General features: G+C 64.8%; 21 protein-coding genes. 7 read left to right on the top strand and 14 right to left on the bottom strand.

The annotated features are described in order from the left end of the window. Nucleotides 1-7: 7 nt before the first annotated feature. The gene (locus SUTH_RS15665) at nucleotides 8-1,801 is read right to left on the bottom strand and encodes an ATP-binding response regulator (RefSeq protein WP_041100548.1); all 1,794 of its coding nucleotides are present in this window, start codon (nucleotides 1,799-1,801) and stop codon (nucleotides 8-10) included. 152 nt (nucleotides 1,802-1,953) lie between these two features. Between SUTH_RS15665 and ubiD the strand changes: the two genes are divergently transcribed. The 5 genes from ubiD to SUTH_RS15645 all read left to right on the top strand — a co-directional run bounded on the left by ubiD (nucleotide 1,954) and on the right by SUTH_RS15645 (nucleotide 5,866). Next, nucleotides 1,954-3,444: a 4-hydroxy-3-polyprenylbenzoate decarboxylase gene (ubiD, locus tag SUTH_RS15660; protein ID WP_041100546.1), complete on the top strand. Its 1,491-nt coding sequence runs from the start codon at nucleotides 1,954-1,956 to the stop codon at nucleotides 3,442-3,444. 12 nt (nucleotides 3,445-3,456) lie between these two features. After that, on the top strand, nucleotides 3,457-3,882 hold the full coding sequence (locus SUTH_RS15655; RefSeq protein WP_041100544.1) for a DUF4870 family protein: 426 nt from the start codon (nucleotides 3,457-3,459) through the stop codon (nucleotides 3,880-3,882). A gap of 46 nt (nucleotides 3,883-3,928) precedes the next feature. After that, nucleotides 3,929-4,828, top strand: a complete 900-nt coding sequence (locus SUTH_RS15650) for a DUF6279 family lipoprotein (RefSeq protein WP_148312955.1) — start codon at nucleotides 3,929-3,931, stop codon at nucleotides 4,826-4,828. A gap of 73 nt (nucleotides 4,829-4,901) precedes the next feature. Continuing rightward, the gene (locus SUTH_RS19745; protein WP_171817384.1) at nucleotides 4,902-5,072 is read left to right on the top strand and encodes a hypothetical protein; all 171 of its coding nucleotides are present in this window, start codon (nucleotides 4,902-4,904) and stop codon (nucleotides 5,070-5,072) included. Between the two features lie 329 nt (nucleotides 5,073-5,401). Then, the gene (locus tag SUTH_RS15645) at nucleotides 5,402-5,866 is read left to right on the top strand and encodes an SAM-dependent methyltransferase (RefSeq protein WP_197539603.1); all 465 of its coding nucleotides are present in this window, start codon (nucleotides 5,402-5,404) and stop codon (nucleotides 5,864-5,866) included. Nucleotides 5,867-5,923: 57 nt separating this feature from the next. Here the strand turns inward: SUTH_RS15645 and SUTH_RS15640 are convergent, their stop codons facing one another. Beyond that, a complete protein-coding gene (locus SUTH_RS15640; protein WP_041100541.1) occupies nucleotides 5,924-6,706 on the bottom strand; it encodes a dioxygenase family protein in 783 nt (260 codons plus the stop codon). A gap of 180 nt (nucleotides 6,707-6,886) precedes the next feature. On the opposite strand from SUTH_RS15640, the gene SUTH_RS15635 reads away from it, so the two are divergent. Then, entirely contained in the window at nucleotides 6,887-7,096 is a 210-nt protein-coding gene (locus SUTH_RS15635) for a hypothetical protein (protein ID WP_148312954.1), read from the top strand. A gap of 15 nt (nucleotides 7,097-7,111) precedes the next feature. Here the strand turns inward: SUTH_RS15635 and gloA are convergent, their stop codons facing one another. The 8 genes from gloA to glyQ form a co-directional block, all read right to left on the bottom strand. Next, nucleotides 7,112-7,498, bottom strand: coding sequence for a lactoylglutathione lyase (gloA, locus tag SUTH_RS15630; protein WP_041102440.1), 387 nt, complete (start codon nucleotides 7,496-7,498; stop codon nucleotides 7,112-7,114). 278 nt (nucleotides 7,499-7,776) lie between these two features. Further along, a complete protein-coding gene (locus tag SUTH_RS15625; RefSeq protein WP_041097738.1) occupies nucleotides 7,777-8,748 on the bottom strand; it encodes an IS5 family transposase in 972 nt (323 codons plus the stop codon). 86 nt (nucleotides 8,749-8,834) lie between these two features. Beyond that, on the bottom strand, nucleotides 8,835-9,578 hold the full coding sequence (locus tag SUTH_RS15620) for a M48 family metallopeptidase (RefSeq protein WP_041100537.1): 744 nt from the start codon (nucleotides 9,576-9,578) through the stop codon (nucleotides 8,835-8,837). Nucleotides 9,579-9,593: 15 nt separating this feature from the next. Next, nucleotides 9,594-10,097 (bottom strand): YgjP-like metallopeptidase domain-containing protein, encoded by a 504-nt coding sequence (locus tag SUTH_RS15615; protein ID WP_041100535.1) that lies wholly within the window; start codon nucleotides 10,095-10,097, stop codon nucleotides 9,594-9,596. After that, nucleotides 10,094-10,822 carry a lysophospholipid acyltransferase family protein gene (locus tag SUTH_RS15610; RefSeq protein ID WP_041100533.1) on the bottom strand — a complete coding sequence of 243 codons (729 nt, stop codon included), beginning with the start codon at nucleotides 10,820-10,822 and terminating at the stop codon, nucleotides 10,094-10,096. The genes SUTH_RS15615 and SUTH_RS15610 overlap by 4 nt, the downstream gene beginning before the upstream one ends. Then, on the bottom strand, nucleotides 10,822-11,355 hold the full coding sequence (gene gmhB, locus SUTH_RS15605; RefSeq protein ID WP_041100531.1) for a D-glycero-beta-D-manno-heptose 1,7-bisphosphate 7-phosphatase: 534 nt from the start codon (nucleotides 11,353-11,355) through the stop codon (nucleotides 10,822-10,824). The genes SUTH_RS15610 and gmhB overlap by 1 nt, the downstream gene beginning before the upstream one ends. 73 nt (nucleotides 11,356-11,428) lie before the next feature. Beyond that, the gene (gene glyS, locus SUTH_RS15600; protein ID WP_041100529.1) at nucleotides 11,429-13,495 is read right to left on the bottom strand and encodes a glycine--tRNA ligase subunit beta; all 2,067 of its coding nucleotides are present in this window, start codon (nucleotides 13,493-13,495) and stop codon (nucleotides 11,429-11,431) included. A gap of 99 nt (nucleotides 13,496-13,594) precedes the next feature. Then, a complete protein-coding gene (gene glyQ, locus SUTH_RS15595; RefSeq protein ID WP_084207449.1) occupies nucleotides 13,595-14,539 on the bottom strand; it encodes a glycine--tRNA ligase subunit alpha in 945 nt (314 codons plus the stop codon). On the opposite strand from glyQ, the gene SUTH_RS15590 reads away from it, so the two are divergent. Continuing rightward, the gene (locus SUTH_RS15590; protein WP_148312953.1) at nucleotides 14,523-15,026 is read left to right on the top strand and encodes a hypothetical protein; all 504 of its coding nucleotides are present in this window, start codon (nucleotides 14,523-14,525) and stop codon (nucleotides 15,024-15,026) included. The genes glyQ and SUTH_RS15590 overlap by 17 nt on opposite strands. A gap of 147 nt (nucleotides 15,027-15,173) precedes the next feature. Here SUTH_RS15590 and lnt read toward each other — a convergent pair whose 3' ends face one another. From lnt to SUTH_RS15570, 4 genes are read right to left on the bottom strand one after another with little or no spacing between them, the layout of a single operon-like run. Continuing rightward, the gene (gene lnt, locus SUTH_RS15585) at nucleotides 15,174-16,682 is read right to left on the bottom strand and encodes an apolipoprotein N-acyltransferase (protein WP_052473702.1); all 1,509 of its coding nucleotides are present in this window, start codon (nucleotides 16,680-16,682) and stop codon (nucleotides 15,174-15,176) included. Then, nucleotides 16,679-17,533: an HlyC/CorC family transporter gene (locus SUTH_RS15580; protein WP_041100523.1), complete on the bottom strand. Its 855-nt coding sequence runs from the start codon at nucleotides 17,531-17,533 to the stop codon at nucleotides 16,679-16,681. Before SUTH_RS15580 ends, lnt begins: the two co-directional genes overlap by 4 nt. A 2-nt stretch (nucleotides 17,534-17,535) precedes the next feature. Beyond that, nucleotides 17,536-17,991, bottom strand: a complete 456-nt coding sequence (gene ybeY / locus SUTH_RS15575; RefSeq protein ID WP_041100521.1) for an rRNA maturation RNase YbeY — start codon at nucleotides 17,989-17,991, stop codon at nucleotides 17,536-17,538. Continuing rightward, nucleotides 17,960-18,934, bottom strand: coding sequence for a PhoH family protein (locus SUTH_RS15570; RefSeq protein ID WP_041100519.1), 975 nt, complete (start codon nucleotides 18,932-18,934; stop codon nucleotides 17,960-17,962). The genes ybeY and SUTH_RS15570 overlap by 32 nt, the downstream gene beginning before the upstream one ends. Between the last annotated feature and the right edge of the window lie 6 nt (nucleotides 18,935-18,940).

Raw genomic sequence — 18,940 nt, 5'->3', positions numbered from 1 at the left:
CGGGCGCTCAGGATAGCGCCTGTTCGCTGCCCTGATGTTCGTTGCGGTTCGCCGCGATGACTTCGGTCAGTGCGGCGCGCAGTCGTGCCGGCTTGATGGGCTTGTGCAGCATGATGAGGTCGGCCTCCCTGGCGGCCTGCATTGCCGACTTGCTCGTATCGCCGGTGACCAGGAGTGCCGGCAGCCGGTTGCCGTGGCGTTCGCGGATCGCGGCGATGGCATCGATGCCGCTGCCGGGGCCCGGCAGGCCCATGTCCGAGATGACCGCATCGAGCGTCGATTCGCCGGCATCGATCCGGGCCAGTGCCTCCGCGATGGAGCCGGCCGTCATTACCTGGCACCCCCAGTCCTGCAGCAGGGCGCCCATCCCGTTGCGGATGGCCTCCTCGTCGTCGATCATCAGTATCCGCCGTCCGCTGAGACTGTTGCCGGCAGGGACCGGTTCCGGTCCGGGCAGCGCCCGCATCGGTCCGTCCGCCGCCACGGCCAGCGGCACCGACACGGCAAAGCAGGAGCCCCGTTCCGGTTCGGAACGCAGCGTCAGCGGATGGTCGAGCAGGCGCAGCACGCGCTCGACGATGGACAGGCCGAGGCCGATGCCCTGCTGGCGTTCCCGGGCCTTGTTGTTGACCTGGTAGAACTCGCCGAAGATTGCCGAGTGCTGGTCGCCGGCGATGCCGATGCCGGTGTCGATCACTTCGATCACCAGCCGGCCCCGGCGGCGCCGGCAGCCCACGAGGACGCGCCCGGACGGTGTATAGCGGATCGCATTCGACAGCAGGTTGCGCAGCGCCTGGCCGAGCAGCGTCGGGTCGCTGACGACGATGGCGGAACAGGGCATGACGTGCAGCCGGATTCCCTTGCGCTCGGCAATCGGCAGGAATTCGTTGGCCATCTCGGTCAGCAGGGTCTGCACCGCGAACGGGCGGGAATCCGCCTTGATGACATTGGCGTCGAGCTTGGATACGTCGAGCAGGGCGTTGAGCAGCTTGTTCATGGCCTCGGCCGACTGCTCCGCGCTGGCAAGCAGTTCCGCGCCGCGCGGCGTCTGCGGTTCGTGGCGCAGCAGCTCGTGAAAGATCGAAAGGGCCTGCATCGGCTGGCGCAGGTCATGGCTGGCGGCGGCGAGGAAACGGGCCTTGGTGCGGTAGGCCTGTTCCGCCATGTCGCGCTGCTGCGTCAGTTCCCTGGCCAGCGCCTCGTTGCGAAAGCGCAGTTGCTGGGCTTCGATGAATATCCGGTTGCGCTTTTGTGCCTGCCATATCGTCATCGGCAGGAACACGAGCAGCATCAGCGCCAGGACGACGTGCAGGCGGCCGCCGGCGATCAGCAGCCAGATCGTCGGCGGGCCGAGCGAAGCGAGGATGAAGGCCCGCGACGGCGGCACGTAGGAAAAGCCTTCGGAACCGCTGCTTGAAGCCACCACCGTGATCACGGTCAGGATCACCAGTTGGGATTCGGTGGGCAAGTGCGCCAGCATGGCGGTATTGGCCACGCCCCAGCAGATTCCCGCCAGCCCGCCGGTGATGTCCTGGCCGCGCCCCCAGGCTGCCGTGTCGCGGCGGCCCGGTGACTGGCGATACTGCCAGACCAGCCATGCGCGGACCAGCGTGACCAGATACAGGGCAAGCAGCGGCGGCAGCCATGTCCACGCCGGGATGCCGTCGTGCACCATGTAGACGAGCAGGCTCAGTACCAGGGCGCCGGCGATGTTCTGGTCGTTGGTCTCGCGGAAAAATGCCTTGATCTGCTCGGCCTGGACGGCTACGCGCTCTTCTTCTGAACGGAATTCGCGGGACATCGTGCGTTGCCGGCAAGTCGGGATTGGAAGGTGGCAACACTTTAGTCGACAAACCGCCAACAGGGGGGCGCCGCGACGCCGTGTCGCGGGCGCCGACTTTTCCAGGATGGGTGCGGGCGGTTAGAATCAAAAATTATGTCTGGCTCCTTCCCATGAGATATTTTGATCTGCGTGACTTCATTGCCCAGCTGGAAGCGCTGGGCGAACTCAAGCGCATTGCGGTCGAGGTCGATCCCTGCCTGGAAATGACCGAGATTGCCGATCGCGTTCTGCGCGCCGGCGGGCCGGCGCTGCTGTTCGAGAAGCCGAAGGGACATTCGATGCCGGTGCTGGCCAACCTGTTCGGCACACCGCGCCGGGTGGCGCTCGGCATCGCTGCCGCGGAGGGCGAGGACAAGGCCGATGCCGACTGGAAAACCCGCCTGCGCGACGTCGGCACGCTGCTGGCCTACCTCAAGGAGCCGGAGCCGCCCAAGGGATTGAAGGATGCCTGGGAAAAGCTGCCGGTGCTGAAGCAGGTGCTCAACATGGCGCCGAAGCTGCTGGGTTCGGCGCCTTGCCAGGACATCGCATGGGAAGGCAAGGACGTCGACCTCGCGCGTTTGCCGGTGCAGACCTGCTGGCCGGGCGACGCCGCACCGCTGATCACCTGGGGCCTGGTCGTCACGCGCGGGCCGAACAAGTCGCGGCAGAACCTCGGCATCTATCGCCAGCAGATCATCGGCCCGAACAAGGTCATCATGCGCTGGCTCGCGCATCGCGGTGGCGCGCTGGATTACCGCGACCACTGTGCGCAGAACCCGGGCCAACCCTTCCCGGTTGCCGTGGTGATCGGCGCCGATCCGGCGACGATTCTGGCGGCGGTGACGCCGGTGCCCGACAGCTTGTCCGAATACCAGTTCGCCGGCTTGCTGCGCGGCGCCAAGACGGAAGTGGTGAAATGCCTCGGCTCCGACTTGCAGGTGCCGGGTTCCGCCGAGATCGTCCTCGAAGGTTTCATCAATCCCGGCGAGACCGCGGCGGAAGGCCCTTTCGGCGACCACACCGGCTATTACAACGAGGTGGCCGAGTTTCCGGTGTTCACGGTCGAGCGCATCACCATGCGCCGCGATCCGATCTACCACTCCACCTACACCGGCAAGCCGCCGGACGAGCCGGCGATGCTCGGCGTGGCGCTGAACGAGGTGTTCGTCCCGCTGCTGCAAAAGCAGTTTCCGGAGATCGTCGATTTCTACCTGCCCCCCGAGGGCTGTTCCTACCGCATGGCCGTGGTCAGCATCAGGAAGCAGTATCCGGGGCATGCCAAGCGGGTGATGTTCGGCATCTGGAGCTTTTTGCGCCAGTTCATGTACACCAAGTTCATCATCGTCACCGACGAGGACGTCGACGTGCGTTCCTGGCCCGAAGTGATCTGGGCCCTGACCACCCGTGTCGATGCGGCGCGCGACACGCTGATTGCCGAGAATACGCCCATTGATTACCTCGATTTCGCGTCACCGGTGGCCAGTCTTGGTAGCAAAATGGGCATCGACGCGACCAACAAGTGGCCGGGCGAGACTGCGCGCGAGTGGGGGCGGCCTATTACAATGGACATAGCCGTCAAGGAGCGCGTCGACGCACTGTGGCAGCAGTTGGGATTGTAGGAGAGGAGCGCAATGACCGAACCCGAAGTGATTCCCGCGCAAGACGATGCGGATGGCGAACTGGACGGTCCCCGTGCATGGTGTCACATCATGTACGGACTGCATGCCCTGTCGGCGATTTCCGGAGTGCTTACCTCGGCAACCGTCGTCGGTGCCTTTGTTTTCGGCTGGCCGTCGATCATCGCGGTGATCATCAATTACCTTACCCGCGACCAGGTGGGCGGAACCTGGCTGGCGACGCACTGGCGCTGGCAGTTGCGCAGCTTCTGGTTCGCCGCGTTGTGGCTGCTGGTGGCCGGGCTGCTGGCGATCACCCTGATCGGCATTCCGGCGGCGATCATGGTCATCGTCGGTACCGGGCTGTGGGTGCTCTACCGGGTGATTCGCGGCTGGCTGGCCCTGAAGGACCGGCGCGGCATGCCGGTGCCGGCGGCCTGACACCGGTTCGATGCGGCGCATGCCGCGTCGACCGGATGCGTTGACGATGCCCGTGCGCATTGCATCCATCATGCGCCATTCGATCCGCCTGCTGATCCTCCTTGTTGCCGCCGGCCTGCTCCTTCAAGGTTGCAGCGCCGTGCGCCTCGGCTACGGCAATGCCGACAGCCTGGTGCGCTGGTGGCTCGACCAGTATGTCGACATGTCGCCCGAGCAGGATGCGCTGGCTCGCGAGCGCCTGGTCCGCATCCATGCCTGGCATCGCAAGACCCAGCTGCCCGAGTACGTCGCCGTGCTGCGGCAAGGCCAGAAGCTCGTCGCCGGTCAGCCGACAGCCGCCGATGTGCTGTCGCTGGGTGACGGCATCATCCGCTTGGGCCGGACGCTGGCCGAGCAGGCCACGCCGGACATTGCGGATTTCTTGTCCACCATCACCCCGAGGCAGATAGAGCGCATTACCGAGCGCCTGGCAGACAAGAATCTGGAATACGCCAGGGAGGCGCAGCTCGCAGACGGTGAAAGCGGACAGCGCAAGGTGCGCTACAAGCGGCTGCTGGAGCGGGCCGAATACTGGTTCGGTGATCTCAGCGGCGAGCAGAAGGCGGGCCTGCAGCGGATGATCGACAGCCAGAGCGCCGGCAGCCAGTTCTGGTACGAGGAACGCCAGCGACGCCAGCGGGACTGGCTGGCACTGGTGCGCCAGGTTCAGCGCGAGCGGCCGCCGCGCGAGCAGGTGGTCAAGCTGCTGCGCGACTACGCAGCGCGTTTCGACATGCCGCTCGATCCGGCGCGGCTGGCCCAGGCCCAGGTACTGCGTCGCGCGTCGGCGGAGCTCACCGTGGCGGTGCTGGCCATGATTACGCCGGCGCAGCGCGCCCATGCCCAGCACAAGCTGGGCGACCTGATGCGCGATTTCGCCGAGCTGGCGCAGGAGGGTGGCGCTTAGGCGAGGCAGCCTACTTTCCTGCGCAAGCCCCGCGCATACTTCGCCTCCCTCGTCCTCTTCGGCAGGAATCATCATGACTGTTTGCCCGATTGCCATCGTCGCCGGTTGCAAGAAATGTCCCGCCTTCAATATCTGTCCGCTCAAGGGCGTGCTCGGCGACAAGCCGCCGGCGCCCGCCGAGCTTGACGCCAAACCCGGAGCCGCGAAAAAGCCGCGAGTTGCTGCGGCGCGAAAAAAGAAGTAGCGCACCAATGGAGCGCAGCGAGGTGTCGCTGTTTCTCTATTCTGGTGTGCACCGGGTTTGGTCCAGCGCCCTCCGTCCAAGTTAGGACGCGCCGCTTTCTGTCAGCCGAATGGGCACGAAGCAGGAGTTCATCCAGCGCGAGCCGCTGTCCGTTTCGGCCCAGCTCCAGTCATCTGGCCAGCGAAGAGAGATCGGCGACAAAGAATCGCATCCCGCCGTCCCGGACTCTGTCTGCCGGGAATTCCGCTTCGCGGGCCGGCAAGCGCCGACTCTTGCGGCACAATTCAGGGACTCGCATCCTTGCCCGGGGGCACGTCATGTTTTCCGCCTTGAAGTCTTGCAGCGCGCGTGCGCGCTTGCCGTTCGTCGCGTTTGCCCTCATCGGCATGGCGGCCGGCTGGAGCGTGCCCCTGGCGAGCGCGGCGGCGCCGGGTGCGACGCCTGTCTATACGATGAGCCCGGTCGGCTGGGTGCGGAAATCCGGCGGCAGGACGTTCATCGAGATCGAGCGGCGCTACCAGCCGGCGCTGATGGGCGTCGAGGAACTGAAGTCGATCCAGGTGCTCTACTGGTTCGACCGCAACGACAGCCCGGAAAAGCGCGCGGTGCTGCAGGTGCATCCGCGCGGCGATCCGGAGCGGCCGCTGCGCGGGGTGTTCGCCACGCGCTCGCCCTTGCGGCCCAACCTGATCGCCCTGAGCGAGGCCAGGGTGCTCGCGGTGCGGGGCAATGTCGTCGAGATCGACGGCATCGACGCGTTCGCCGATACGCCGGTGCTGGACCTGAAACCCTGAGGGCCTTCGCACAATTCCACGGTGCATGCCGGGGCGCGGCGAGGATGGGTACTGCGCTCAGGCATCGTCAGCGGTAAACACCAGGGCGTCGAGTGCCAGGGCGGCCAACTGGTAATCGCGGTAGGCGATGTGCGCCGTCGCAGCGTCGCCGGCGGCGCCGAGGGCGACATACAGCGGCAGCAGATGTTCTGGCGAAGGATGGGCGCGTGCCGCGTGCGGCGCCCGGCGGCGCCAGTCGAACAGCGCCGGCAGGTCGCGTTGCAGCAGTGTTCGCACAAACCAGTCGCGGAATTCGGCGACGTAGGACAGCGCTGCACCATCTTCCGCGTCGGCGACGATGTCGCGCAGGTTATGCGTCAGCCCGCCCGACGCCATGATCAGCACGCCGTTTTGCGTCAGTGTTTGCAGCGCCTGCCCCAGCCGGTAGTGCTCTTCGGCCGATGCCTGCGGCATCACGGAAAGCTGGACCACGGGAATGTCGGCGGCCGGATACATCGTGGAGAGCGGCGACCAGGCGCCGTGATCGAGCCCGCGCTCGCGGTCGATATGGATGCCGGGAACCAGCCCGGCAACTTCCGCCGCCAGATCGGGCGCGCCGGGAGCCGGATAGGCGAGCGCGTAGAGCGGCTGCGGAAAGCCGTAAAAATCGTGAATTGTTTCCGGTTGCGGGCTGGCGCTGACGGTGGGGACTCGCGTGTTCCAGTGCGCGGAGACGGCGAGAATCGCCCGCGGTCGCAGCAGTTTTTCTGCCAGCGCCCGCCACGCCGGCCCGGCGCGGCCGGGTTCCAGCATCAGCATCGGCGAGCCATGGGAAATGAATGTCGGTGGAATGTATGCCATGGCCGCAGTCTAGCGCCGCGGAATCGTTCCGGTCAGGGAGCAACCGGGAACACATTGTTCCGTGCCGTGCAACAGCGCCTGCGCGTGTTCGAGTGTCGGGAGTTGACGACACTGGCCGCTCCCCTCGCGATGATGAAAACTTCATCCGTCCGAATGTCTCGGTGACAGAGGAGGTGGATGATGAGCAATCAATATCAGCTGCTGATCACGACGTCAGGCGCTCCGCGTCTGGTATGCCGGCGCTCCTACGATGGAGAAGACCGCCTTGAGGTGCGCGAACTCTCTACCCGCACCACCCTGCAGATTCGTGCCCATGAAATTTCACCCTATCGGCATACGCTGTTGCTGGAGGGTACGGAATACCAGATATTGAGCGTAGTCAGGCATTGACGCGCCCGGTTGCGTCTAGCGCTTTTTCTGGATCAGTTCGATCTTGTAGCCGTCGGGGTCTTCGACGAAGGCGATCACCGTCGTGCCGCCCTTCATCGGCCCGGCCTCGCGCGTGACCTTGCCGCCGCGCTGGCGGATGGCGTCGCAGGCGGCATGGGCGTCATCGACGGCCAGCGCGATGTGGCCGTAGCCGGTGCCGATCTCATAACGATCGACGCCCCAGTTGTGCGTCAGTTCGATCACGGCGCCATCCGCTTCATCCTCGAAGCCGACGAAAGCCAGGGTGAATTTTCCCTCCGGGTAGTCGTTGCGCCGCAGGAGGCGCATGCCGAGCACCTCGGTGTAGAAGGCCAGCGACTTGTCGAGATCGCCGACGCGCAGCATGGTGTGCAGGATTCTCATGGGGGAACCTTTTTTCATGGAAAAGCGGTTGATCCGCAGATTACGCAGATTGCGCAGATGGATCAACACGCCTGGCGCGCCCCACCCATCCGTCGGCAGGTTTTAATCTGCGGAAATCTGCGAAATCTGCGGAAAATGGTTTTAAGGAAATGCTGAACAAGCCACCGCAAAAAACGGCGACGGGCTGAAATAGAGACGAAACTGTGACGGAAATGCCATATTCATGGGGTGCTTGGCCCATTCGGGAGCGGATAAGGGGGAATTCTCCCTTGTCTTGCTCATGCCGGACGCACCTCTCCCGTCAATGGTCGTGCCCACATGCTGACGTTGAGCATCGCCAGCATGGCAAAGGCGCGATTGGCGTTCTTTGCCAGACCGCGATAGCGAACCTTGGCAAAGCCCCACAGGCGCTTCACGGTCAGGAACGGGTGCTCGACCTTGGATCGCACGCTGGACTTGCGGCGGTTGGTTTCCTTGTCGGCGTCCGTCAGCGGGTTGTTCCGATAGGCGCGCTTGTTGGTGAAGTCCTTCGCCTTCGGCGCGATGACCTTCAGCCGCTTACGCTGCTCTTGGCCCCGATAGGCGCTGTCGCCGTAGAAGCGAGTTTCCGCACCATGCAGCAGGTTCGGCACTTGGTGGCTGTCATGAACGTTGGCGGCCGTGACGCTGGCGCTATGGACCAGTCCGCTCTGGCTGTCCGTGCCGATGTGCAGCTTCATGCCGAAGTGCCACTCGTTGCCCTTCTTGGTCTGGTGCATCTCCGGGTCGCGGCTCTTCTCCTGGTTCTTGGTCGAGGGCGGCGCGGCAATCAGGGTGGCATCGACAATCGTGCCGCCGGAGAGCTTCATGCCGTTGGCCAGCAGCAATTCGCCGATCTTGGCGAACATGGCGGCTCCCAGATCGTGACGTTCCAGAAGATGCCGAAAGTGCAGCAGGGTCGTGGCGTCTGGCACCCGTTCCCGGCCCAGGTCGATGCGGCAGAACTCACGAAACACGGGGACATCGTAGAGGGCGTCTTCACAGGCTTCGTCGGCCAGGTTGAACCAGTTGGCGACGCAGTACATCCGCAGCATGCGCTCCAGTCCCACCGGTGGCCGGCCATTCCCGGCCTTCGGGTAATGCGGTTCAATCACGGCGCAGAACTCGGCCCACGGCATCAGGCGATCCATCCGCGCCAGAAACTCCGCCTTGCGCGTCGCACGGTTGTGCTTCTCGAATCCTCGTGTCGCCGCCAGCGTCATTTGTTTCATCGTTCTATCCCTTGTGATCAACACTCTTTGTCTGACCCAATGACGATGAGATCGTTCACAGTGTTTGTACCTTATTCAGTGTTTCCTTAAAGAATAGGCAGGGAGGTGGCGCGCTGCTTGAGTTCGCTGCGCGCGGCTTTCCAGTCGGGGTAGAGCGAGCCGACCACGGACCAGAAGCGAGCGCTGTGGTTCATTTCCAGCAGGTGGGCGACTTCGTGGGCCACCACGTAATCGCCCAGGTGCGTCGGCAGGTGGATCAGCCGCCAGTTGACGCGGATGCCGCTGTCCTTGCTGCAACTGCCCCAGCGCGTATGGGCCGAAGACAGCGCGAGTCTGGGCACGGCCAGATCGAGCTGGCCGGTGTAATGGGCGAGGCGTCCGGCGAAATGGGTGAGCGCCCGCTTCTGCAGCGCGCGTGTCGCCAACTGGGCGAGGTCGGCTTCGGGCCGCGCTTCGAGCACCAGCACGTTGGCGATCCAGCGCACCCGGTTGGCGCCGGGCAGGACGCGGATTTCGGCGTCGCCGTCGAGCAGCGGCAGGCGTGCGCCGTCCTTGATCGTGAGGTGGCGCGGCTGGGTGGCGTGCGCGAGTTCGCCGAGCTTCCTGAGTACCCATTCGCCATGGCCCTGGACGAAGGCCTCGATCTCCGTGAGGGCGATGCGATGCGGTGCGCCGATGCGCAGGCCGCGCTCGTCGATGGTCATCGACAGGCGCTTGGCGCCGCTCTTGAGCCGGTAATCGACGATGCGGCCGCCGATCAGCAGATGGCGAGTCTTTGCCTCGGGCGGCGGCGAGGGCAGGCGGAACAGCTTGAGTTGTTCGAGAAACATCGGATCGATTTCTGCCTAGCGTGCCGGTGTGATCGACGAATTGCCGAAAAGATCGAAGCCTTTGTCTTCCGGCGGCAGGGCGGCGATGGCGCGGGCGATCGCCTGCTCGATGACGGCCATCGGTTGCTCGATCAGGCGCCAGTTGCAACGCAGCGAATCGTCGTCCTGCACCTCGACCCAATGGCCGCGCGCGGCGAAGGAGAGCGCCAGGCGCGGTGCGCGCCGTCCCGCCAACGCCGACTTCTGTTCGATGACCTGCGACAGCAGGCGCTTGGCTTCGTCGCGCAACCAGGCTTCGGCGCGATCCTGGATCTGGCGCGGCGTGGCCTGGGGCGGCAGCGGCAGGTCGAGCGTGTCGCCTTCGCGCAAGGCTTCCTGATGTTGCGTGCCGAGCACCAGCCGCAGGCTGCCGCCGAGGAAGGTCAGCGCCGCGCCGTCGTGCCAGCGGCTGGCCGGATCGACGGCCGTGCTGTCGAGCTTGAGCGCGAGTTGCGGCTGGCGCCGCGTTGCGCTGCTCATGGCGACCCCCCGTAAAGCCGCGGGCTGATGCGGGCCATTTCGGCTTCGATCCAGGCCTCGGCGCGCTGCGTGACTTCGTTGGCCGTGAGCCCGGCCGGGTCGATGGCCGGGCCGACGCTGACGATGACGGTGCCGCATTTCTTGAACAGCGCGTTGCGGCCCCAGAATTCGCCCGAGTTGAGTGCCACGGGAACCACCGGCGTGCCGGTTTCGACCGCCAGCAGCCCGCCGCCGGCCTTGTAGCGGTTTTTCGATCCCGGCTGCGAACGGGTGCCTTCGGGAAAAATGATCACCGTGTAGCCGTTGGCGAGGCGATCGCGGCCCTGTTCCACCAGGCTTTTCAGGCTGGCCTTGCTGGCGCTGCGGTCGGTTTCGATCATCGGCGTCACCGCCAGCGCCCAGCCAAAGAAGGGCAGGTACTTGATTTCCCTTTTCCAGACGAAGACGGTGTCCTTGAATACTTCCTGCAGCATGAAGGTTTCCCAGGCCGACTGGTGCTTGCACAGCACGACGCAGGCGCGATCGGGGATGTTTTCGGCACCGACCAGGCGGTAGGGAATGCCGAGCACATGCTTGACCAGCCAGATAGTGAAGTTCACCCAGGGCACCACCGAACGACGCCGCAGATGGTGCGGCAGCGGCCAGAAGAACAGCACGCCCAGCGTGTAGGGCGGCGTCACCACCAGCAGGATCAGCAGGAACAGCAGGGAACGGAATACCGCCATCAGTTGACTATGTGTGCAACGGCGGCGGCAAGATCGGGAAACACCTGCGTATCCGGCGGCAGGGCGGGATCATCGACGGTCTTGCGGCCCTTGCCGGTCAGCACCAGCATCGGTTGTGCGCCGGCGGCGGCGGCGGCCTGCAGGTCGCGCAGGCTGTCGCCGATCGCCGGCACGCCGGCGAGGTCGGCGTTGAAGCGCGCGGCGATCTCGCGCAACATGCCGGGCTTGGGCTTGCGGCAGTCGCAGTTGTCGGCATTGGTGTGCGGGCAGAAGAAGATCGCGTCGATGCGGCCGCCGACTTGCGCCAGCGCCTTCAGCATCTTGTCGTGCATGGCGATCAGCGTATCGGTTTCGAACAATCCCTGGCCGACGCCCGACTGGTTGGTCGCCACCACCACGCGATAGCCGGCCTGGTTGAGGCGGGCAATTGCGGCGAGGCTGCCGGGAATCGGCTTCCACTCCTCCGGCGACTTGATGTACTGGTCGGAGTCGTGGTTGATCACGCCGTCGCGGTCGAGTATCACAAGCTTCATGATTTCATTTTCGCCGTGTCGCCAGCGCCGACTTTGCCGAACACCGCCGCAAAAGACGCGCTTATCGCCATGGTCAGGAAGAGAGCTTCGAGATGTCGGCCACGCGGTTCATCGCGTTGTGCAGCGTGGCCAGAAGGCCCAGCCGGTTGGCGCGCAGGGCCGGGTCTTCGGCGTTGACCATGACATCGTTGAAGAAGGCGTCGACCGGGGTTCGGAGCTTCGCCAGTGCTTGCAGCGAAGCCGTGTAGTCGCCGCGCTCGAATGCCGCTTCGGCATCGGCCTTGACCACCGGCAGCATCGCGGCCAGCGCCCGTTCCGCTGCCTCTTGCAGCAGCGAGTTGTCGAAGCCGGGCGCGACCGCGCCCTCGACCTTCTTCAGGATATTGCCCACCCGCTTGTTGGCGGCGGCCAGCGCTTCCGCTTCGGGCAGCGCGGCAAAGGCCTTGACCGCGGCGAGCTTGGCCGGGACCTGGTCGATGCGCGTCGGGTCCAGCGCCAGCACGGCGTCGACGGCCTTGGGGTCGTGGCCGGCGTCGCGCAGCATGTGGCGCAGGCGCTCCTTGAAGAAGTCGGCGCTGGCGGCACGCCAGTTACCGCTGAACAGCTCGGGTGCGAAACCGGCGGCGGCATCGTCGATCAGATCCGGCAGCGACAATGCCAGCGGCGTTTCCATCAGGATGCGCAAGACGCCCAGCGCGGCGCGGCGCAGGCCGAAGGGGTCCTTGTCGCCGGTGGGAATCTGGCCGATGCCGAAAAAGCCGATCAGCGCATCGAGCTTGTCGGCCAGCGCCACGGCGCAGGCGACATGGCCTTGCGGCAGCGTGTCGCCGTTGAAGCGCGGCTGGTAATGGCTCTGGATGGCATCGGCGACGACAGCCGGCTCGCCGTCGGCCAGCGCGTAATAGCGGCCCATGATGCCCTGCAACTCGGGGAATTCACCGACCATGTCGGTGACGAGGTCCGCCTTCGCCAGCAGGGCCGCCTGTTCCGCCTGCATGGCGTCGGCGCCGATGCGCCGGGCGATCGCGGCCGCCAGCTTGACCAGGCGGTCGACGCGCTCGCCCTGCGTGCCGAGCTTGTTGTGATAGACCACGCGCGACAGCTTGCCGATGCGCGCCGAGAGCGGCGTCTTCTTGTCGGTCTCGAAAAAGAACTTGGCGTCGGCCAGGCGCGGACGCACCACGCGGGCATTGCCGGTGACGATGTTGATGGGGTCCGCAACCTTCATGTTGGAGACGACGAGGAAGCGGTGGGTCAGCTTGCTTCCATCCATCAGCGGAAAATATTTCTGGTTCGCCTTCATGGTCAGGATCAGGCATTCCTGCGGCACGGCGAGAAACTCCACGTCGAAATTCGCCTCATACACGGCCGGGAATTCGACCAGTGCCGTGACTTCGTCGAGCAGCGCCTCGTCGCGCAGCCAGGTAAGCTGCCCGGCGGCGCGATCGAGCTGTTCGACGATCATGGCGCGGCGCTTGTCGAAGGAGGCAATGACGCGGCCCTCCTTTTCCAGGATGGCTTCGTAATTTTCAGCGCGAGGAATGTCGATTACGCCGACGCTCATGAAGCGGTGGCCACGCGTGACGTTGCGGCTGTCGAGGTCGAGAACCTTGCCGGGAATGGTGCGCGCGCCGTGCATCAGCATCAGGCCGTGCACCGGCCGCACGAACTGCGCCTCGCCGGCGCCCCAGCGCATCAGCTTGGCCACCGGCAGTTTTTTGAGCGCCGCTTCCATCATGTCCGGCAGATACATGTCGATGCGCTCGCCGGTTTTCTTGATGCGGGCGACGAAATACTCCGCCTTGCCATCACTGAGCTTTTCCAGCTGCGCAAATTCGACGCCGGCCGAGCGCATGAATCCTTCCAGTGCCTTGGTCGGCGTACCGTCAGCGCCGACTCCCGAGGCGACCGCCGGCCCCTTCTTTTCGATCACGCGATCGGGCTGACTTTCCAGGCAGGCGTCGAATTGCAGCGCCAGGCGGCGTGGCGTGGCGTACCAGCGCCCCTCGTTGCCGGCATCGATAAAGCCGGCTTCGCTCAAGGCCTTCTGCATCTGCTCGCGGAAGGACAGGCCCAGCTTCGCCAGCGACTTCGGCGGCAGTTCCTCGGTGAGGAGTTCGATCAGTAATGTTGCTTTCATTTTCAAAACCTCAGGGCGGTCCGCAGATTACGCAGATGGGCGCAGATTGTCTCGGCTTCAGCTTTCATCTGCGTGAATCTGCGAAATCTCCGGACAAGATTACTTGCACATGGGAAAGCCGAGCCGTTCGCGCGAATCGAAATAGGCCTGGGCGATTTCCCGCGCCAGCGCGCGCACGCGGCCGATGTAGGCAGCGCGTTCGGTGACCGAAATGGCGCCGCGCGCATCGAGCAGGTTGAAGGTATGCGAGGCCTTCATCACCATCTCGAAGCCCGGCAGCGGCAGGCTGAGGCCAATCAGGCGCTTGGCCTCGGATTCGTATTTCGTGAACTGCGCGAACAGCCAGTCGACATCGGAATGCTCGAAGTTGTAGGTCGATTGCTCGACCTCGTTCTGGTGATACACGTCGCCGTAGGTGACGCCCGGCGACCAGACCAGGTCGAAGACGTTTTCCACGCTTTGCAGGTACATCGCCAGGCGCTCGATGCCGTAGGTGATCTCGCCCAGCACCGGGCGGCAGGGCAGCGAGCCGACTTCCTGGAAATAGGTGAACTGGGTGACTTCCATGCCGTTGAGCCAGACTTCCCAGCCCAGGCCCCAGGCGCCCAGCGTCGGCGATTCCCAGTCGTCCTCGACGAAGCGGATGTCATGTTCGGAGGTGTTGATGCCGAGCGCGCGCAGGCTGTCGAGGTAGAGTTCCTGGATGTTGGGCGGATTCGGCTTCAGCACCACCTGGTACTGGTAGTAGTGCTGCAGGCGGTTCGGGTTCTCGCCGTAACGGCCGTCCTTGGGCCGGCGTGAAGGCTGCACGTAGGCGGCCTTCCATGGTTCGGGCCCGATCGACCGCAGGAAGGTCGCGGTGTGAAAGGTACCGGCGCCGACTTCGATGTCGTAAGGCTGGAGCAGCACACAGCCCTGCTTGTTCCAGAAATCCTGCAGGCGCAGGATGACTTCCTGAAAAGTTGGCCCGTGGCCGACTTTCAGAGAAGACTCATGCGCGCGGGCGCGCGTGACGTCGGAACTAAACGTGGGTTTTTGGTTCATCGGGAATCCTTGTCAATGCGCCCGTAAATTCGCAAGAGCGGCGATTTTACAGGGTTTCCTGCTTGCGCCAGAGCCACCGCGCCTTCGGGCGAACATGGAAGCGACAGCGAAGATCGCGGCCGCTTCCGGTATCATCCGCGTCAAATCAACGAATGACAGAAGGAGCGGCACTGTGGATCAACAAGTCAGCGTGGTGTTGAAGAACGGCGAGCGTTTTGATTATTCCCTCGGCGCCGACGATCTGGCGGCTTTCGACCCGGCTGCCGCGCGGCACTGGATCGCCGAGACCTTCCTCAAGGCCGGGCTGGAAACCCCGAACCCGATGGGGAAAATGTTGCTGGTCGACCAGATTCTGCTGCTCGCCCTGAACTTCAAGCCCGCCGATTACAACCCGCTGACGCCCGAAGCGCGGCGTTTTCTGAGCGCCGCCTTGCAAGCCATGGGACGCCCGACCCTCACCATCGACTTGGCGGCCTACAAGCTATAAACCTGTTTTCCGCAGATGACGCAGATTTTCACAGATTAAAACGCGGTGATTCGTTGGGTTGAAGGTGATCGCCGGCAAATCCGATGGGTGATGGGCAAGGTGCCCCAAGGATTTTGATCCATCTGCGTAATCTGAGTAATCTGCGGATCAACTGCTTTTAGGAAAAATCTTGCGGCGCAGCGCCGTCAGGCAGGCGCCGACCGCGATCAGCAGCGCCAGCAGGTTGCCCCAGCGGGCATAGGGCGTCAGGCCCGTGCGCCCCTGGGCCTGCACCACCAGCGCCGCGGTGGTGAAGGGCGGCAGCGCGGCGGCGACGATGCCATCGGGGTTCACCATGGCGGTCATGCCGGTGTTGGTGGCACGCAGCATCACGCGGCCGGTTTCGATGGCGCGCAACTGGGCGATCTGCAGGTGTTGCGGCTGCGCCAGCGAGTCGCCGAACCACGCCGTGTTGGACAGGTTCACCAGCAAGGTTGCCGCCGGCAAGGCGTCGAGCAGTTCCTCGCCGAACAAGTCCTCGTAGCAGATGTTCGGCGCGATGCGCTGGCCGTTGAAACTGAGCGCCTCCTGCCGCGCGGCGCCGGCGGTGAAGTCCGACATCGGGATGCGCGCAAAGCGGAAGAACCAGGCAAAGCCCGGCGGCGGGTATTCGCCGAAAGGCACCAGATGGCGCTTGGTGTAGGCGCTGGCGGTGAGTTCCGGCGTCAGCATCACCGCGCCGTTGGCATAGCCGCCGCGGGTGGTGCCGACGGCGACGCCGATCAGGGCATCGCCGTGGCGCGTCAGGCCGCGCAGCACCTCGCGCGGGACCTCGTTGAAGTAAAGCGGCAGCGCGGTTTCGGGCAGCACGGTGAGCGTCGCCGGATGGGCCCTGGCCAGGCGCAGGTAAGTCTCCACCGACAGCGGCAGCCGCTTCGGATCCCATTTCAGGCTTTGCGGCACATTGCCCTGCAGCAGGCTGACCGTCACTGGGCTGCCTGTCGGTTGCGTCCAGTCCATCAGGCGCAGCAGGCCGCCAAAACCCAGCAGTAGCACGATCGCGGCCCACGCTCCCGGCTTGCGCCAGCCGGTGGCGCGCATTTCGCCCAGCAGCCCGGCGATCAGGGCCGCGACGAAGCCGACGCCATACACGCCAAGCACCGACGCCCAGCCGGCCAGCGGGCTCGGCGGGCTTTGCGAATAGCCGACCGCCAGCCACGGGAAGCCGGTGAGCAAGGTGCCGCGCAGCCATTCGGTCAGTGCCCACAGGCCGGCGAACAGCAATACATCACGTGCCGTGCCGTTGCGCCAGCGCAGGAACAGGCCGCCTGCGAGGGCGGGGAACAGGGCCAGGTAGAGGCAGAACAGCAGCGTCGATGCCGCAGCGAGGGGAGGCGCCATGCCGCCGAATTCCGACAAACTGACGTAGACCCACGATACGCCGAACAGGAAGCAACCCGCGCCCCAGGCCAGGCCCAGCAGCATCGCCTGGCGCGCAGTGGACGCCTTGCGCCAGAGCAGGAACAGCCCTGCCAGGGCAAGAGTCGGCGCTGGCCATACGGCGACATGCGCGGCGAAATACCTGTCGAACGGCGCGAAGCCGAGGACGCAGAACGCGCCCAGAACAAACGCGGCCGCCGCGGTACGCAAGGGAACAGCAGCTTGCCGCTGCGTCATTCGTCGGCAGCGAGAGGCGGTGACAGCGGCAGATCCTTCTGCGGATCGACCAGCAGGGTGTGCACGCGGCGGCTGTCGGCACGCAGGACCTGCATCCTCAGGCCGCCGATGCTGAGTACCTCGTTGCGTTTCGGCAGGCGGCCGAGGTGATGGATGATCAGGCCGCCGACGGTATCGAAATCCTCGTCGGGGAACCGGGTGGCAAAGGCGGCGTTGAAATCGGCGATTTCCGTGAGTGCCTTGACCCGATAGCGACCGGTGTTGTCCTTGACGATGTTGTCGGCGGTTTCGTCGAAATCGTATTCGTCTTCGATATCGCCGACGATCTGTTCCAGCACGTCTTCGATGGTGACCAGGCCGGCGACGCCGCCGTATTCGTCGACCACGATCGCCATGTGGTTGCGCGAGGCGCGGAATTCGCGCAGCAGCACGTTGAGACGCTTCGATTCGGGAATGAAGATCGCCGGTCGCAAGGTGTCCCTCAGGTCGAATTCCTTGCCGGCAAAATAGCGCAGCAAATCCTTGGCCAGCAGGATGCCGAGCACGTCGTCCTTGCTTTCGCCGATGGCGGGAAAGCGCGAGTGCGCGGTTTCGAGCACGACCTCGACGATCTTTTCGGGCGTGTCGTTGATATCGACCACGTCCATCTGCGCGCGCGGCACCATGATGTCGCGCACCGCCATGTCGGCGACCGACAGCGCGCCTTCGATGATGGACAGCGCATCGGCGTCCATCAGGTGGCGCTCGAAGGCGCCATGCAGCAATTCAAGGAGTTGTTCGCGGTCTTCGGGTTCGCGCAGCAGGAGCGCGGAAAGACGTTCGATCAGGCCGGGTCTACTGGAAGGGTCCATGTTCAATACGGATCGGGGAAGCCGAGGGCTTGCAGGATTTCCCGTTCTTTTGTCTCCATGCGTTCGGCGTCATCCTTGCCGGTCTCGTGGTCGTAGCCCTGCAAATGCAGCATACCATGCACCACCATGTGGGCGAAGTGGGCTTCCGGCGACTTGCCTTGTTCCTTCGCTTCGCGCTCGACGACGGGCAGGCACAGCACCAGGTCGCCGCTGATTTGCGCGCCGGATTCGTAGGGAAAGGACAGCACATTGGTGGCGTAGTCCTTGCCGCGATAGTCGCGGTTGAGGCTTTGCCCCTCGTCCGTGTCGACGAAGCGTACCGTTACCTCGGCCGGTCTGGCGCAGGCCGCGCGCACCCAGCGCCGAACCTGCGGACGCGTCGGCGCCGTGGCGGTGCCGCCGGGATACTGAATTGAGAGGCTCAATTCAGGCAGGCGGGGCCGCGCTGTTTTTTTCATAGGCATCGACAATGCGCGCCACGAGGGGGTGGCGCACCACGTCCGAAGCGTCGAAATCGGTGAAGGCCAGGCCGCGCACGTCGGCCAGGATGCGTCGCGCCTCGACCAGGCCGGATTTCTGGCCGCGCGGCAGGTCGATCTGCGTCACGTCGCCGGTGACCACGGCCTTGGCGCCGATGCCGATGCGGGTGAGGAACATTTTCATCTGCTCCGGCGTGGTGTTCTGCGCCTCGTCGAGGATGATGAAGGCGTGGTTCAGCGTGCGTCCGCGCATGTAGGCCAGCGGCGCGATCTCGATGTTCTGCTTCTCGAAGAGCTTGGCGACCTTTTCGAAGCCCATCAGGTCGTACAGCGCGTCGTAGAGTGGGCGCAGATAAGGATCGATCTTCTGCGCCAGGTCACCGGGCAGGAAGCCGAGCCGTTCGCCGGCTTCGACCGCGGGCCGGGTGAGGACGATGCGGCTGACCTGGTCGCGTTCGAAGGCGTCGATGGCCGAGGCCACGGCAAGGTAGGTCTTGCCGGTGCCGGCGGGGCCAATGCCGAAGGTGATGTCGTGTTCCTGGATGTTGCGCAGGTAGTTCACCTGGTTCGGCGTGCGGCCGTGCAGGTCGGCCTTCTTCGTCAGCAGTCCGGCATTCGGCGGCGTGGGCGAATGCGGCAAACCCGCATCCCGGTTGCGCGTGATTTCGATCAGGCCGAGCTGGAGTTCGTCAACGGACAGGGGCTCGCCCGCATTTTCATAAAAATGCTGCAAGGCCCTGGCCGCCAGCCGCGACTGCGCCAGCTCGCCGTTGATCTTGCAATGCTGGCCGCGACGGCTGATGGTGACATCGAAAGCCGCCTCGATCTGGCGCAGGTTCTCGTCGAGCGCGCCGCAAAGGTTCTGCAGGCGCGCGTTGTCGAGCGGCTGCAGGGCGAGATTCAGGGCGCGGGTCGTGGCCATGTGCGG

Origin of the sequence: Sulfuritalea hydrogenivorans sk43H (assembly GCF_000828635.1) — a bacterium.
Lineage (GTDB): Bacteria > Pseudomonadota > Gammaproteobacteria > Burkholderiales > Rhodocyclaceae > Sulfuritalea > Sulfuritalea hydrogenivorans.
This window is presented reverse-complemented; position numbering and strand designations above follow the sequence as displayed.